This window comes from Novosphingobium humi (assembly GCF_028607105.1).
Lineage (GTDB): Bacteria > Pseudomonadota > Alphaproteobacteria > Sphingomonadales > Sphingomonadaceae > Novosphingobium > Novosphingobium humi.
In genome coordinates this window covers 2,870,691-2,884,462 of the sequence record NZ_CP117417.1, presented here as the reverse complement: position 1 = coordinate 2,884,462, position 13,772 = coordinate 2,870,691, and the positions used below count along the sequence as shown (strand labels likewise).

General features: G+C 65.0%; 11 protein-coding genes, 1 tRNA gene and 2 pseudogenes. 8 read left to right on the top strand and 6 right to left on the bottom strand.

Going from position 1 to position 13,772, the window contains the following annotated elements; all coding sequences use genetic code 11:
* Nucleotides 1–145: 145 nt before the first annotated feature.
* Entirely contained in the window at nt 146–928 is a 783-nt protein-coding gene (locus PQ457_RS13645) for an anti-sigma factor family protein (RefSeq protein WP_273617352.1), read from the bottom strand.
* Entirely contained in the window at nt 925–1,374 is a 450-nt protein-coding gene (locus PQ457_RS13640) for an RNA polymerase sigma factor (protein WP_273619332.1), read from the bottom strand. Before PQ457_RS13640 ends, PQ457_RS13645 begins: the two co-directional genes overlap by 4 nt.
* A 146-nt stretch (nt 1,375–1,520) precedes the next feature.
* Between PQ457_RS13640 and PQ457_RS13635 the strand changes: the two genes are divergently transcribed.
* The 5 genes and pseudogenes from PQ457_RS13635 to PQ457_RS22260 all read left to right on the top strand — a co-directional run.
* Complete coding sequence (locus PQ457_RS13635; RefSeq protein ID WP_273617351.1) at nt 1,521–2,729, top strand: S8 family serine peptidase; 1,209 nt, start codon at nt 1,521–1,523, stop codon at nt 2,727–2,729.
* A gap of 108 nt (nt 2,730–2,837) precedes the next feature.
* Nucleotides 2,838–3,620, top strand: a complete 783-nt coding sequence (locus tag PQ457_RS13630; protein ID WP_273617350.1) for an OmpA family protein — start codon at nt 2,838–2,840, stop codon at nt 3,618–3,620.
* A 174-nt stretch (nt 3,621–3,794) separates the two neighbouring features.
* Complete coding sequence (locus PQ457_RS13625; RefSeq protein ID WP_273617349.1) at nt 3,795–4,799, top strand: hypothetical protein; 1,005 nt, start codon at nt 3,795–3,797, stop codon at nt 4,797–4,799.
* A 288-nt stretch (nt 4,800–5,087) separates the two neighbouring features.
* Nucleotides 5,088–5,753: pseudogene (locus tag PQ457_RS22265) on the top strand (HAMP domain-containing protein); the annotation flags it as partial.
* Nucleotides 5,754–5,924: 171 nt separating this feature from the next.
* Nucleotides 5,925–7,016 (top strand): annotated as a pseudogene (locus tag PQ457_RS22260) (methyl-accepting chemotaxis protein); the annotation flags it as partial.
* Nucleotides 7,017–7,170: 154 nt separating this feature from the next.
* Here PQ457_RS22260 and PQ457_RS13615 read toward each other — a convergent pair.
* Together PQ457_RS13615 and PQ457_RS13610 are read right to left on the bottom strand one after the other, a co-directional pair.
* Nucleotides 7,171–7,246, bottom strand: a tRNA-Thr gene (locus PQ457_RS13615).
* Nucleotides 7,247–7,353: 107 nt separating this feature from the next.
* Nucleotides 7,354–8,580 (bottom strand): cation:proton antiporter, encoded by a 1,227-nt coding sequence (locus PQ457_RS13610; protein WP_273617347.1) that lies wholly within the window; start codon nt 8,578–8,580, stop codon nt 7,354–7,356.
* A gap of 141 nt (nt 8,581–8,721) precedes the next feature.
* Between PQ457_RS13610 and PQ457_RS13605 the strand changes: the two genes are divergently transcribed.
* The gene (locus PQ457_RS13605) at nt 8,722–9,462 is read left to right on the top strand and encodes an SDR family NAD(P)-dependent oxidoreductase (protein WP_273617346.1); all 741 of its coding nucleotides are present in this window, start codon (nt 8,722–8,724) and stop codon (nt 9,460–9,462) included.
* A 97-nt stretch (nt 9,463–9,559) separates the two neighbouring features.
* On the opposite strand, the gene PQ457_RS13600 is transcribed toward PQ457_RS13605, so the two are convergent.
* A complete protein-coding gene (locus PQ457_RS13600) occupies nt 9,560–11,653 on the bottom strand; it encodes a penicillin acylase family protein (protein WP_273617345.1) in 2,094 nt (697 codons plus the stop codon).
* Nucleotides 11,654–11,928: 275 nt separating this feature from the next.
* Between PQ457_RS13600 and PQ457_RS13595 the strand changes: the two genes are divergently transcribed.
* Complete coding sequence (locus tag PQ457_RS13595; RefSeq protein ID WP_273617344.1) at nt 11,929–12,897, top strand: MlaA family lipoprotein; 969 nt, start codon at nt 11,929–11,931, stop codon at nt 12,895–12,897.
* Between the two features lie 12 nt (nt 12,898–12,909).
* Here the strand turns inward: PQ457_RS13595 and PQ457_RS13590 are convergent, their stop codons facing one another.
* Nucleotides 12,910–13,080, bottom strand: a complete 171-nt coding sequence (locus tag PQ457_RS13590) for a hypothetical protein (protein WP_273617343.1) — start codon at nt 13,078–13,080, stop codon at nt 12,910–12,912.
* Nucleotides 13,081–13,090: 10 nt separating this feature from the next.
* On the opposite strand from PQ457_RS13590, the gene PQ457_RS13585 reads away from it, so the two are divergent.
* Nucleotides 13,091–13,747: an MlaC/ttg2D family ABC transporter substrate-binding protein gene (locus tag PQ457_RS13585; RefSeq protein WP_273617342.1), complete on the top strand. Its 657-nt coding sequence runs from the start codon at nt 13,091–13,093 to the stop codon at nt 13,745–13,747.
* Nucleotides 13,748–13,772: the final 25 nt, after the last annotated feature.

Sequence of the window (13,772 nt, the reverse complement as noted above, 5' to 3'; positions counted from 1 at the left end):
TGCCCGCGCCGCAAAAGCGATCATTGCCCCCGCTGTCGGCGCGCTTTATGTTACCGTTGTCAAAATGAGATTTGAGCGCAAGAACAGAGGATTTCAACCCTGTTTTTGACAGCGTTCAAACGATCAGATGCCAACGATGGAAATTTCAGCGCCAGCCTTTGTCGCGGGCCGCCCTTTCCTGCGCGGCATCCATCGGTTCGCCCACGGCCATATCCTGCGCGATGGCCATCACGGCGGCATCGGCCGAGCCTGCCTGACGATATTGCGCGCCCGAGGCGTCCGATCCGGGCATCACATGCTCCAACCGCCAGCCATCGCCGTCGTGGCAGGCGATGCCCGAGGCCAAAGCGCCCGAAAAGGCGCGGCACACCGCCCCGTCGCCCCGGCGGAAGGTGGCGATCATCCGCGTCGAACCTTCATTGGCGGCCAATTGCCGGTCCAGCGCATGGGCCAGATCGCCCGAGGCCAGCAGCGCGCCGTCCTTGGCCGTGATCGGCCCTTCGCTGCGCATCATCTGGCCGCCAAGGAACAGGCCCATCACCAGCGCGGCGGCAATCGCCCCGCCAAACCATTTCTGCTGCGAGAGGGGGATTTTGGGCCGGGCCGCCTTGGCCTCATCGGCCTTTTTGCGGCGCACCTGGGCAAGGTCGATGACGGGGGCGGGCGGCGCGATCGGGGCTTCCGCCTGCGCGTCGGCGGGCGTTTCGGCGGACTGCGCCTTGCGGATCATCGCTTCCCATGCCGGGGGCACAGGCTCCTGCGCCACGCCTGCAAAATGGCCCTGCAGCCGCTCGCGCAGCGCACGCTCGCGCGCAATCGCCTCGGCAAGGTCAAGGTCGCTCAACGCCGCCAGTGTCACCCTGGCGCGCGCGGCCTCGTCCATTTCGCCATCGACATAGGCCATGATTTCTTCGCGGCTGATGCTCATGATTGTTCTCCCAACGCGCGCATCAGCGCGTCGCGCCCCCGCGCCAGGCGCGAGGTCAGTGTTCCCATCGGGCATCCGATGATCTCGGCCGCCTCCTTATAGGCAAAGCCCTCGACCAGCACGAGCATCACGGCCTCGCGCTGTTCATCGGGCAATTGCGCCATGGCGCGCTCGACATTGCCCAGTTCGACATGGGCCTCGATTCCCGCATCGCCCGCCACGCCCACATGCTCGCCGTCCTCCTCGGGGGCGAAGGTCCGGCCGGCGCGGTTGCGAGCGCGGGCCTCGTCGATCCAGATGTTGCGCATGATCCGATACACCCATGAATCCAGCCGCGTGCCCTCGGCCCACAGATGCGAGGACTTGAGCGCGCGTTCGATTGTCATCTGGCACAGATCGTCGCCATCGGCCCCGTCCCGCGTCAGGCCACGGGCAAACCGCCGCATCTGCGGCAAAAGCCTGACCAGTCCCTCGTTGAATTGGGCGCTGAATTGAGCCGTCGGCAATGATTTGCACCTTGTCATGGATGAAACGGACGACCACGCTCGTTTCTTCCGCGTTGGTGCGATTTTTTTGAACAAAGGGCAAGAGAGTGCGACAGCGGTTGATCAGGCTGGGGATTATGGCCGCGCTGCTGGCGGGGGCGGCGGGGCCTGCGCTGGCCCAGCTTGGACTGCCCGCTGTTGGTCAGACCTTGGGCGGGGCGGTCGACAGGCTGCGCGGCACGATGGATGAGGCGGCATCAATGGTGGCGCGCCCGCTGGAGGATCTGGGCGCGCTGGCTGATCTGCGGTTGCAGCGGCTGGATGATTTCGTGCGCCGCAATCGGGGCACGGTGGCGATGGATGCCAATGGATCGCCTGCCCGCGCGCATGAACTGCTCTTGCTTGATCCTGATCCGGCCGCGATCACGCTGGCGGAAAAATCGGGCTATCGGTTGATCGAACAGGGCGATCTGGAAGGGCTGGGCGTGGGCTTTGCCCGGCTGGAGACCCCCGCCGGTGTTTCCCTGCCCGAGGCGACGCGCGCCTTGCAAAAGCTGTTGCCCGCCAAGACCGTGACAGCCGACCAGATCCATTTCCCCAGCGGCCAGACGGCGCCCGCCGCCGGATCATCCTCCATGCCATCGCCAAGGGGCGGCACCGTCGGCCTGATCGATGGCGGCGTGCGGCCCGATGCCCGCCTTTCGGCGCAGGCCGGTTTCGCCATCGGCGCCCCGCGCCCCAATCAGCATGCCCAATCCATTGCCTCGCTGCTGGGCGGGGCGGGGGTGGCGCATGTCTTTGCCGCCGATGTCTATGGCGCGGACCCGGCGGGCGGCAATGCGCTGGCCATCGCCAAGGCGCTGGGCTGGATGGCGGCGCAGCGCGTGCCGGTCGTCTCGATCAGCCTTGTCGGCCCGGCCAATCCCCTGCTGGAGCGCGCGGTGGCCGCAGCGCAGGCACGGGGGATGTTTGTGGTGGCCGCCGTCGGCAATGACGGCGCGGCCTCGCCTCTGTCCTATCCGGCCTCGTATCGCGGGGTGGTCGCCGTGACCGGGGTGGACGGCAAGGGGCGCGTATTGTTCGAGGCCGGGCGGGCCAGCCATCTCGATTATGCCGCGCCGGGGGCGGATATGACCGCCGTGGGCCTGTCCGGGCGCGTGGCCTTGCGAGGCACGTCCTTTGCCGCGCCGCTGGTGGCCGCGCGTCTGGCGGCTTATTCATCGGGCGCTCTGGCCGCGCTGGACCGCGAGGCGGTGGGCGCGGGCGCGCGCACCGGGCGGGGCATTGTCTGCAACGCTTGCCGCAAGGGCATCTGAAAAAATCCGCGTGCGGACGGGAAGAAAACCGCAAGCCCCATCGTTTCCTCATCATAGCCAGTCGCAACGCTCTCTTTCGAAGGCTGGCACAGATGAAGGAGACAGATCATGAGCAAGACTTTCAACATCGCCGCATCCATTGCGATGACGCTGGCTCTGGCCGCCCCGGTTCACGCCCAGTTGCTGGGCGGCGGGATCGGCGGCGCTCTGGGTGTCGGCGGGGCGCTGGGCGGGGCGACGGGTTCGCTGGGCGTGGCCGGATCTCTGGCGCAGGATGTCGAGGCTCCTGCGGTGCGCGCGCCGGTTGTGGCCCGCCCTGCGGTTGCGGTGCCGGTGGTCAGCCGTGTCAACACGGTGGTTGCCGTTCCCGCCATTGTTCCGGCCATTCCCGATGTGGCGGTGCGCCGCGTGGCCATCGTCAATGCGGGCATCGTGCCCATCGCCTATGCCGAGGCGCCCGCCTATATCGACCGCCAATATGTCGTGCTGCAAAATGACCTGCGCGGCACCGGGGTCGAGGTGATCAAGCGCAACAATCAGATCGTGCTGGAAATGCCCGCCGATGTGACCTTCGCCTTTGACAAGCATGACATCCAGCCGCGCTTTTACGGCGTGCTCGATGCGGTGTCGCGCACATTGGGCAAATATCCGGCCACCTATGTCGATGTGAACGGCCATACCGATGCCATCGGCTCCTATGCCTATAACCAGCGCCTGTCGGAAAAGCGCGCCGATGCGGTGGCCGACTATCTGGCCGAGCGCAGCGTCAATGGCGCAAGGATGCATGTGCAGGGTTTTGGCAAGACCGAACCGATCGCCTCGAACGCCACCATCAGCGGGCGCGCCGCCAACCGCCGCGTGGAAATCATCCTTACCCCCTATGCCGCCTGATTATCGGCTACCAACGGCAGGCGGCAGGGTCCCCGCAGGAAGGTTCATCCCTTTCTGCGGGGATTTCCTTTTAAAAATTTTCGAATTTTCTTTGGAAGAAATCCGCTTCGGCACTCGTTTCCCCATCAGAACCCCAGGACGTGGTTCCCAATATCATCATGAAGGAGACACGACATGACCCGCATTTCCAGCCTTGCTTTCGCCGCTCTGGTTCTCAGCCTCGCCTCGGCGCCTGCCCATGCCCAGTTGCTGGGCGGTGGCGGCGGCCTTGGGGGCGCCATTGGCGGCGGTCTGGGCGGCGCGATCGGTGGCGCAGGTTCGATGGGCGGTTTCGGATCGATGGGCGGTTTCGGATCGATGGGCACCATCGGTTCGGCCACTTCGCAGGTGGAAACCGCCACGCGCTCTACCACCCGCAGCACCGCCACGGCCGGCGGCAACACCACCGGCAGCCAGCATGTCAACACCCGCAACGGCAAGGTGGACGCCAATCGCAGCGTGACCGGCAATGGCGCGGCCAATCTGACCCAGACCACTACGACGACCGCTCCGGTTACCGGAACGCGCACCGTCGATGGCGCGCTTTCGGCCAGCGGTTCGGCCACCGGCAGCGGCAGCGCGAATGCGCAACTGATCGGCACGGATCAGGTGGCCAATGGCGCCCGTACGGCGGCCACGCGGGCCAATGGGGCGGTGGGCGATGCGCGCTCTGCGGCATCGGGCGCCGTGTCACGCGCCAATATGGCGGCGACGAATGCCGCCTCGCGCGGCAGGGATGCGGCCTCTAACGCCGCCGCCAACGTTGCCGGGCGCGCCAATGGCCTGAGCGCCGCCGCGCAGGGCAGCGCGCAAAACTCGCTTTCCGCCGCCGGTTCGCTGGGCAGCAGCAATCTGGCGCTGGCGGGCAGCGCGGCCTCGCAGGTCGCGGGCAGCGCCGCCGTCAAGCCCGGCATGACGATCACCGCCCCCGACGGATCGCGTCTGGGCAAGGTGCGTCAGGTGGTGGCCGACAGCAATGGCCGGGTGCAGAGCGTGGTCATGCGGGCGCGCAACAGCGATGTCACGCTGCCCGCCGGAAACTTTGCCGCCAGCGGCAATGGCAAGAGCCTGATCTCGACCATGAACGGTCAGCAGATCGAGAGCGCCGCGCAGGGACAGGCCAGCGGCGCGACCCGCTGAGCGCGATCCTGACGAGGGGAAGGGGGCGGTCCTTGCGGCCGCCTCCGACCGTTTGTGGGCCGGGCGATACTCTAAGGCGAATCCCGATCTAAAGCGCCCATCGGGTATTTGCTTAGATAAGGCCCGGTTTCAATTTACCGTTATTCGAGAAGATCCCTGTATCTATTGGTGCTTCTTGAAAAGACGATCATTCGCAACTTTTCTTTCGTCGGATTGCGAAGGGGCGGTTATTTCAGAAAAATTATACAAATCATCCAGATAAAAGAGCCGGTAAAGAGGAATTGGTTCATGGCGCTCAGCATTTTCTCCAGCGTTTCGCCCGCATCCATCGTGGCCGAGATTGAACGTGTCGAAGCCGCCATGCTCGGCGGCGATCTTGGCGCGCGCACCGACCCCTCGGTGGGCAAGGGCCAGACGCAGGTGATCCTCGGCGCGATCAACCGCCTGCTCGACAGCGCGACCCAGCCGGTCCAGGCGCTGGGGCAGGGCATTGCCGCCATGTCGCTCGAACATGACCGGGGCGACATTGACGCGATCATGCCGGTGGACAAATTCCGGGGCGATCTGGCCCAGATGGCGCGCGGCATCAATGATATGGTGGCCGGGCATATCGCCGTGAAGAAAAAGGCCATGGCCTGCGTCAAGGAATTCAGCGTCGGCAATTTCGACGCGCCGATGGACCAGTTGCCCGGCAAGAAGGCCTTTATCAACGAGACGATCGAGACATTGCGCGCCAATCTGCGCGGGCTGATCACCGAGATGAACTACATGGCGGCCGAGCATGACAAGGGCGACATCGACGTCATGGTGCGCGCCGAAAAGTTTCAGGGCGATTTCGCCACCGTGGCGCGGGGCATCAACGATATGGTGGCCGGGCATATCGCGGTGAAGAAAAAGGCCATGGCCTGTGTGAAAGCGTTCGGCGAGGGCGATTTTGACGCGCCGCTCGAACAATTCCCCGGCAAGAAGGCCTTTATCAACGAGACGATCGAGACATTGCGTGCCAATCTGCGCGCGATCACCACGGAAATCCACCGCCTGATCGACGCCTCCACGGCGGGGCAATTGAGCGAGCGGGGCGATGATCGCCGGTTTGTCGGTGATTTTGCCGCGCTGATCGCCGGGATCAACGGGATGCTCGACGCGATCCTGCTGCCCATTGCCGAGGGCAACCGTGTGCTGGATCTGGCCAGCAAGGGCGATCTGCTCGAACGGGTCGAGATCGAATGCCACGGCGACCATCAGAAGATGAAGAATTCGGTCAACCGTTTGATCGACAATCTGCGCGCCTTTGCCCTTAACGTGGGCGGCGCGGCCGGGCATGTGGCCGCCGGCAGCAACCAGATGGCCGCCAGTTCCGAACAATTGTCCGAGGGCGCCAGCGAACAGGCCGCCTCGACCGAGGAGGCCTCGGCATCCATGGAGCAGATGGCAGGCAATATCCGCCAGAATGCCGACAATGCCGCCCAGACCGAAAAGATCGCCCGCCAGTCATCGCGCGACGCCGAATTGTCGGGCGCGGCGGTGGACAAGGCGGTGGGCGCGATGCGCACCATTGCGGCCAAGATCGGCATTGTGCAGGAAATTGCGCGCCAGACCGATCTTTTGGCGCTGAACGCGGCCGTGGAGGCGGCCCGCGCGGGCGAACATGGCAAGGGCTTTGCCGTGGTCGCCTCCGAGGTGCGCAAGTTGGCCGAACGCAGCCAGGTGGCCGCCGCCGAGATCGTGGCCGTGTCCTCCGATACGGTGAAGGCCGCGGCCGAGGCGGGCGAGATGCTGACCAAACTGGTGCCCGATATTCGCCGCACCGCCGAACTGGTGTCGGAAATCAGCGCCGCATGCCGCGAACAGGATATTGGCGCGTCGCAGATCAATGAGGCGATCCAGCAGCTTGACCGCGTGACCCAAAAGAACGCCAGCGCCTCGGTCGAAATTTCCTCGACCTCGGAGGAACTGGCCTCGCAGGCCGACGAATTGCAGCACATTGTTTCCTTCTTCCGCGTCAGCGCCGAGGACGGCATGAGCAGCCCACAGCCCGTCCAGCACAGCGCTCCTGCGCGCCAGACCCGCGCCGCGCCCCCGCCGCCGCGCGCCCGCGCCAAGAAGGCCAAGCCCAACTCCGTCATGCACCAGCAAGAGCGCGTCAAAGGCTTTGCGCTGGATATGATGAGCGGCGGCGAGGACGAGGATGACGCCGACTTCGGCCGCGCGGCCTGAGCCGACGGCTTCAGCACAAACCTTCTCTCACAGGCCAGCCCTCGCCTCCCCATGGGGAGCGGGGGTTTGCTGTGTGTGGGGCACGAGGAAAGTGCGCGCGCGGAGGCGGCCCGATGAATTTGCCGACGAAGGTGGGATTAAACGCTTGGAAAAATGGTGCCGCTTAGGTGACTCGAACACCTGACCCCATCATTACGAATGATGTGCTCTACCGGCTGAGCTAAAGCGGCACTCCAGCGGTGAGGCGGGCGTTTAGCCATAGAGCGGCGGGATGGCAAGGCAAAAAATCGACAAAACTCGCAATCCTTTCAACCAGCGCCAAACGCTGTTTGCGGCCTCAACCAAACCGGCGCGAAAGCGCCAGCAGGGGCGAGGCCATCAGCGTGGTGACAATCGCCATCAGCACGAGAATCGCAAACAGGCCCGGCCCGATAATCCCGGCCTGAAGCCCGATGTTGATGATGATCAGCTCCATCAACCCGCGCGCATTCATCAGCGCGCCTATGCCCAGCGCGCTGCGATTGTCCTCGCCCGAGAGGCGCGCGGCCAGATAGCAGGCGCCGCCCTTGGCCAGCACGGCCGCCGCCATGATCGCCAGCGTGACCAGCACCAGATCGAGCTTGCCCAGCACCTGAAGTCGGGTGTTGAGCCCGGAGAAAGTGAAGAACATCGGCAGGAGGAAAGTGGTGGCAAAGGGTTCGAGCCGCGCCCGCAGCCCTTCGACCAGAGCGCCGCGCGGCATGGCCGTGCCCAGCAGAAAGCCGCCGAACACCGCATGCATCCCGCAGGCATCCATCGCCCAAGCGCAGATCAGGAAAAGCGCCAGGATCAGCGTCAGCACGCCATCATTCATCCCCCGCGCCTCGACCCGGCGGCCCAGCGGGGCCAGCAGGCGCGGCGCGACCAGCGCCATCACCAGCGCAAAACCCAGTCCGCCCCCCGCCGCCTTGATCGCCACGGCCGGTCCCGCGCCAAGGCTGGCCAGCACCAGCGCCACCACCACCCATGCGCCCGCATCGCCGATCGCGCCTGCGGCAAGGCTGAGCGTGCCCATCCGGGTGCCTGCCAGCCCCTGTTCATGGATGATTCGCGCCAGCATCGGAAAGGCCGTGATCGCAATCGCCGCGCCCAGAAACAGGCCGGCCTGCGCCACGCCGACATGGGGCATGAACAGGCCGCTTTGCGCGACCAGCCAGGGCGCCATCGCCACCGCCACTGCAAAGGGCGCGGCCATGCCCGCAATCGAGACCGCCGCCGCGCGCCCGGCGTTCAGGCGGAATTCCTCGCGGCTGAAGGTCAGGCCGACCAGAAACATATAGAGGCCCACGCCCAGTTGTGCGCCGACATAGAGCAGCTTTTTCAGATCGGCCGGAAACAGCATCGCCTCGACCCCCGGCGCCAGCCAGCCCAGCAGCGAAGGCCCCAGCAGTACGCCCGCGATCATCTCGCCCACCACCTGCGGCTGGCCCAGAAAGCGGCGCGCGGCCCAGCCCACCATGCGCGAGGCGGCCAGTATGACGGCCATGGCCAGAAAGAACAGAGGGGAAAGCTCGGCGTTGGTCATGGGCCTCTCTGGAGCATTGTGCAATTGTTTGCATTGAGTCTAGCCCATTGAAAACAGCAAGTCATCCGCTGCGATTATCGCACTGGATTTCTGTCAGGAATGGATACAAAGTGGCGCGCATAAACTAATAGGGAGAAAGGCATGAATTTCGCAGGCCGCCATATCGTCATCACCGGGGCCAGCACCGGCATAGGCCGGGCCACCGCCGAGAGGATCGCGGCCGGCGGCGGCAGGCTGGGCCTGATCGCGCGGCGTGAGGGGATGCTCCGCGATCTGGGCGCGCAGTTGAACGCGGGCTGGGCCGCCGCCGATGTGGGCGACAAGGCGCAACTGATCGGGGCGCTCGATGCTCTGGAAGCGCAGAACGGGCCGATCGACGCCCTGTTCCTGAATGCTGGAACCGGCGGGGCCTTTGCGCCGGTTTCGGATTATGGCGATGCGATGTTTGACGAGGTGATGCGGGTCAACACCACCTCGCTGTTCTGGGCCATCGCCCACGTGTTGCCGGGCATGATGGAGCGGCGACGGGGCGCGATCCTGATCACCGGGTCGCTGGCCTCGGTGCGGGGCATGGCGGGCAATGTCGCCTATGTGGCCAGCAAGCACGCCGCGCAAGGCATCGCCCGCGCCGTGGCGATGGAGGCCGCGCCCTTTGGCGTGCGCTGCAATTGCCTGCTGCCCGGTTTCATCGAAACGCCGATGCTGGCCGATGTGCCCGAGGCGCAGCGCCCCGCCATGGCCGCCCGCGTGCCGCAGGGGCGGATCGGCACCGCCGATGAGGCCGCCGCTGTCGCCGCCTTTTTGCTCGCCGATGATGCATCGCATGTCACCGCGCAGAGTTGGGCGGCGGACGGCGGGATGTTGGGGACGCTTGCTGTTTAGAGTGTCTTTCGATCCGGCAGGATCGGAAAGGCGCGACAAGCCCGCGCGGCGTTTGAGCGTTGCTTTTCCGCTGGCGTAAGCCTGAGCGGAAATCGCATTAACGCCGGATCAGCACGCGGGTGCTCTCGGCATGGGCCTTGATGTCCGCCCGATAGAACCAGACCGGGCGCAGGTCGCCCGCCAGATAGCGCTGGGCCTGATCGGTGAAATGGGGGGATTTGGGATCGCCGCTGGCGCCGCCCGTGCTGATGGCGCGGGCGGTGACGCGCGGGCCGAATTCGACCGCGGCGATAAAACTGTTGCCCCTGTTCCCGTAATAGCGCTTCATCCCCGGCACCTTCGGCCCGCTCGACACCGCCAGCGCCCCCCATTGCGAGGAGGTGAAGGCCACCGGCAGGCTGGGCCGCGCATCGTCATAGGGCTGGACAATCGCCCCGGTCAGGCGCTGATAGCGGTTGAGTTCGCCCCATGGCACGCGCCAGTCGCCAAAGTCCTTGGTCAAACGCGCCATCGCCTCATCCAAGGCGGCAAGGCGCTGCTCATTGGTGGCCTGTTCGTCCATCCAGTCCCACAGGCTCATGCGCTGCTTCTTCGCGCTTTCGGCCCCCTTGGCCCAGAGGTTTTCGCCCCAGACAATGGCCAGCGTCTCGGCGGTAGAGGCGGTGGAGGTACGATGGTCCCAGCTTTTGAGCAGGGCGATGGCCTCGGCCCGTGCGGGCGAGGGGGCGGCCGCATCCGCCGCGAACAGGCGCGGCAGCAGCCGGTCAAACGCGGGCAGCCACGGATCGTGGCCCGCCGCAATCAGGCTGTCGAGGGTAAAGCGCGGCGTAGCGGCCAGAACGCGCTCGGCATGGGGTCCGCGCGGATTGGCGCCCACCTCGTCCATATAGGCCGGATAGGCGCCCTTTTTCGGCGAATCCGCCCCCGCCGCACTCCATGGCGCATTGTTGGTGTTATAGGCCCAGCCATTCTTCGGATCGATCACCTGCGGCAGATCGGACAACGGATGCAGCCCCATCCAGTCGGTGCGCGGATCGGCCCCATCGACGGGCGCGCGCCAATCAAAACGCTGGTCGCGGATCGGCACGAATTGCGGGTGGAGATAGGCGATATGGCCCTTGTCATCGGCAAAGAGCGTGTTGTTCGAACTGTTGGCCTTGAGCCCGGCGATTTTCAGGAAACCGGCCAGATCATGCGCCTTGGTGCGCAGAAAGCTCTGCTCCAGCGCGGGCACGGGCTTGTTCATCAGCGCGATGGAAATCCATTTGCCGCCTTCCTCGCGGATGATCGGGCCATGGTGGGTGGCATAGGTTTCGAAAGTGCGCTGCGCCATCGTGCCGTCGGCCATGCGATAGGACAGGGTGATGGGGCGCACGATCAGCGGGCGGGTCTGCGCGCCATATTTGTAGCCCTTGCCCTTTGGTCCATCAACAATGGTTTCGGCATATTCATCCACATTATCCACCCCGCTCGATGTATGCATCCATCCGGCATGTTGATTAAAGCCCTGATAAATGAAGGGCTGGCCCCATGTCACCGCGCCATAGGCGTTGAGACCCTGCGCGCTGGTCATCTGCAGTTCGGAGCGGAAGTAGAAGGTGGTGTGCGGGTTGATGTAGAGCAGCGCGTGGCCGCTTTGGCTGTGGCTCGGCGCGATGGCGAAGCCGTTGGAACCCTGCGGCTCGCGGAAAATCAGCCCGCGCTCCTCGCCCGTCATGGCCAGTTTGCGCCGGGTGTAGAAGCCTTCGAGCTGCGAAAGGGCAATGCCCTCAATATCGCCGCCGATGCTGCCCTCGGTGAAGGAGAGGGCCATCCACGGCTCGAAATGCGTCAGGACGCGCGGTTTGACCTCCGGGTGATCGCCCAGATAAGCGTTCAGCCCGCCCGCCCAGGCCTCCATGATCGCCTTGAGCCAAGCCGGGCTGCGCGCATAATCGGCTTTGAGCTGCGCCGGGTCGATAAACAGGCGCTGGCGCAGATCCTGCCAGATCGCCTTTTCCCCTTCCGCCTCGGCCATGCGGCCAAGGTTGGTCAGGTAATTGGCCTCGATCCGGTTGAAGTCATCCTGCGCCTGGGCATAGACCATGCCATAGACCGCATCGGCATCGGTTTGCCCCCAAACATGGGCGATGCCCCATGTGTCGCGGGTGATGACAACCTTGCGCGGGGCGGCCAGGGCGGGGTCGGCCATGGCCGGGGTCATCAACGCCAAAGCCATCATGCCTATTGTCAATCGCATCCCTGCTCCCCATCTGCGCCTGCGCCGGGGGCATGTCTAGCATGGGCCGCAAGCGCGCAAAGGGGGCAGTTTGACGCAAGGTATCGCGGCGGACGATCTCTGGCGGGAATTGCTTTGCCTTCAGAAAAATGCTCTGGCGAAGGGAAGGGGATTCGGGTGATGCTCAAACCCGGGACCGCCATGGGGTGGCGATCCTGCGGGGCGGGCATAATGATGGAAGCTTGGATATGATCGTAATGCCCCTATCGGCCCTGCTGCTGGCCAGTGTTTCTTCGGTTCCGGCTTCACCTGCTCCGGCCCCATCTGTACCAGCTATGGCCCCGTCCGGCGGATCGCTGCTGGCGCGGGCCAACGAGGCGCCCCATATCGCCGCCCTGCCGCTGGATGGCGGCGCGGGCGATCCCCAGCAGGCCGCCCCCAGCGCGCCCCAGACCGCAGCCCCGGCCAACGCCCAGAGCGCGCCGAGCGCCGACAATGCCCCGGTTGCGGCCAATCCTCCCGCGCCTGCCGATGCCGCTGCGCCCATGGATGCGGCCCCGGCCAGCGAGCCTCTGGTGCTGCGCGATCCCTGGCAAAAGCCCAATCGCGACATTTTCGCCTTTGATCTTTTCTTTGAAAGCAAGATGCTGGCCCCGGTCGCCCATGGCTATCGCGCGGTGACGCCCCGGTTTTTTCGCGCCGGGATCAACAATGCCATCCTCAATCTGGATGAGCCGAGCACCGCGATCAATCAGGTGGTCCAGCTCAAGATCGGGCGGGCGCTGAAAACCACGGTGCGTTTCGCGATCAATTCGACGATCGGCATCGGCGGGCTGATCGATGTCGCCTCGGCGGGCGGGTTGCGGCGGCGCCCGGCTGACTTTGGCCAGACGCTGGGCCGTTATGGGGCCAAGCCGGGGCCTTATGTGATGCTGCCCTTCCTTGGGCCGTCGAATGTGCGCGACGGGTTTGGGCGGCTGGTCGATACGTTCACCGATCCGGTAGGTTTTGTGATCGGCGGCGTCTTTACCTCGCCGGGCGGCGCGGCGCGCTATGCGATGGCCGGGATCAACTGGCGCGAAAAGAATGACAGCACGATGGCGGCCATTTACGGCGCGTCCGATCCCTATGCCTTTACCCGCGCAGCCTACAGCCAGCAGCGTGCAGCCGTTGTTCAGGACGCCACGGGTAAGGCGGCGGCATTACCGGATTTTTGATTCGGTCGGCTTTCAACGGCGCCGAATTTCTGATTCGGCGTGATTTTTCAGGGATGCCGGATCTTGATCCGGCGGATTTTCTTCACGCGTTGGTGCGGGGCTTGGGCATTGACCAAAACCTGTGTCGCGGCCAAGAGGTTCCGCGACCGGCAGGCCAATGTAATCCCCCACGATGCTGGTCATGGAGCTGTCGATGTTTCGCGCTGATCTGAAGCTGTCTTTCGCGCTGGGCGTGGCAGGTGTGGTAGCCGCCGCGCTGCCGGTCGCCGCGCCTGTGGCGCTTGCCCAATCCGCCCGCGATGCCAATGCCGAGGCGTTTGTCCAGCAGGGCGCACGCGAAGTGCTGGCCGTGCTGAACGACCGGGCCAAGAATGATGCGGCCAAGAAGGAGGCGTTCCGCGTCCTTATCAACCGTCTGGTCGATGTGCCCAAGGTGACGCGCTTTGTGCTGGGCAAATATGCCCGCAGCGCGACGCCCGACCAATATAACCGCTTTGCCGCCGCCTTCCGCACCTATGCCGAGGGCGTTTATATGAGCCGGATCAACGATTATCACGGCGAAAAGGTCGTGGTGCTCGGCTCGCTGGTGCGCAAGCCGGGCGATGTGCTGGTCACCACGCAACTGGCCGGGGGCCGGTCGAGCGCGCCCACCAATCTGGTCTGGCGCGTGCTCAATGACGGCTCGGGCTGGAAAGTTGTCGATGTTCAGGTGTCGGGCGTCTGGCTGGCCATTACCCAGCAGCAGGATTTCGTCTCGACCATCGACAACAATGGCGGCAAGATCGACGTGCTGATCGCCCAGTTGATCAAGGATGGCGGCTCGGGCAAGATCCTGCGCAGCGGCAAGTAAGCACAAGAAAAAGGGTGGGAATAAC

What these genes read in the sequence shown, in the direction of transcription:
- PQ457_RS13640 (WP_273619332.1), bottom strand. Translation starts at nt 1,374, where the DNA reads ATGCGGCGGTTTGCCCGTGGCCTGACGCGGGACGGGGCCGATGGCGAC.
- PQ457_RS13595 (WP_273617344.1), top strand. Translation starts at nt 11,929, where the DNA reads ATGATCGTAATGCCCCTATCGGCCCTGCTGCTGGCCAGTGTTTCTTCG.
- PQ457_RS13590 (WP_273617343.1), bottom strand. Translation starts at nt 13,080, where the DNA reads ATGACCAGCATCGTGGGGGATTACATTGGCCTGCCGGTCGCGGAACCT.
- PQ457_RS13645 (WP_273617352.1), bottom strand. Translation starts at nt 928, where the DNA reads ATGAGCATCAGCCGCGAAGAAATCATGGCCTATGTCGATGGCGAAATG.
- PQ457_RS13610 (WP_273617347.1), bottom strand. Translation starts at nt 8,580, where the DNA reads ATGACCAACGCCGAGCTTTCCCCTCTGTTCTTTCTGGCCATGGCCGTC.
- PQ457_RS13625 (WP_273617349.1), top strand. Translation starts at nt 3,795, where the DNA reads ATGACCCGCATTTCCAGCCTTGCTTTCGCCGCTCTGGTTCTCAGCCTC.
- PQ457_RS13630 (WP_273617350.1), top strand. Translation starts at nt 2,838, where the DNA reads ATGAGCAAGACTTTCAACATCGCCGCATCCATTGCGATGACGCTGGCT.
- PQ457_RS13600 (WP_273617345.1), bottom strand. Translation starts at nt 11,653, where the DNA reads ATGGCCGACCCCGCCCTGGCCGCCCCGCGCAAGGTTGTCATCACCCGC.
- PQ457_RS13585 (WP_273617342.1), top strand. Translation starts at nt 13,091, where the DNA reads ATGTTTCGCGCTGATCTGAAGCTGTCTTTCGCGCTGGGCGTGGCAGGT.
- PQ457_RS13605 (WP_273617346.1), top strand. Translation starts at nt 8,722, where the DNA reads ATGAATTTCGCAGGCCGCCATATCGTCATCACCGGGGCCAGCACCGGC.